Source organism: Parafrankia sp. Ea1.12 (genome assembly GCF_900465275.1).
GTDB lineage: Bacteria > Actinomycetota > Actinomycetes > Frankiales > Frankiaceae > Parafrankia > Parafrankia soli.
Genome location: NZ_UBIZ01000059.1, coordinates 1 through 811 on the forward strand (window position 1 = coordinate 1; position 811 = coordinate 811).

An 811-nucleotide genomic window follows, 5' to 3' on the forward strand; every position below is an offset into this window, starting at 1 on the left:
CGGGTGTGTGGCTGGCTGGTTCTCCTCGGCCGTTCGTCGGCGTCGAAGGACATCGAGCTGCTCGTGTTGCGACACGAGGTCGCGGTGCTGCGCCGCACCCAGCCCAAGCCCCGATGGGACTGGCCGGACCGGGCGGTCCTCACCGCACTGATCCGACTCCTACCGAGGAGGCTGCGGCTGCACCGGCTGGTCACCCCCGGCACCATCCTCCGGTGGCACCGCCGCCTGGTCACACGGAAGTGGACCCACCCGCAGCGGACGGGACGGCCACCGATCAGCTTGGAGATCGCCACGCTGATCAAGCGGCTCGCGACCGAGAACCCGACGTGGGGCTACCAGCGGATCCAGGGCGAGCTCGTCGGGCTGGGCTACCCGGTCGGGGTGGCCACCGTCTGGCGGATCCTGCACCGCGCCGGTGTCGATCCCACGCCCCGGCGGGCCGATGCCTCCTGGCGCACGTTCCTACACGCCCAGGCCTCCGGCGTCCAGAAAGCTGGTATCTGGAGGCGTTGACGACCGTCGTGGGGCCGGTCTGGGGTCGGTCCTGGCTGGAGTCGGCGTAGACGTGACCATGGATGAAGTAGCGCGGCTGGAGCGCGGCGAGCAGCGTATGAATCTCGGCAAAGCCGCGGTGGGCAGCGTCGACGCCGTCACCGACGCCCGCGGCCGGTGAGTGAGTGAGCAGGAGCCGGTGGCAGCCCGAGGGTCTTCAGGACCCGGCGGATCGTGGATGCGCTCACCCGGTAACCGAGCTTGAGGAGCTCGCCCTGGATCCGCTGGTAGCCCCACGTCGGGTTCTCGGTCGCGAGCC

At 70.4% G+C, this 811-nt stretch carries 2 pseudogenes; one reads left to right on the forward strand and one right to left on the reverse strand.

From position 1 onward, the window contains the following. A pseudogene (locus FMEAI12_RS00300) lies at nucleotides 1-480 on the forward strand (helix-turn-helix domain-containing protein); the annotation flags it as partial. Nucleotides 481-683: 203 nt separating this feature from the next. Here the strand turns inward: FMEAI12_RS00300 and FMEAI12_RS37565 are convergent. Continuing rightward, nucleotides 684-811: pseudogene (locus FMEAI12_RS37565) on the reverse strand (IS3 family transposase); the annotation flags it as partial.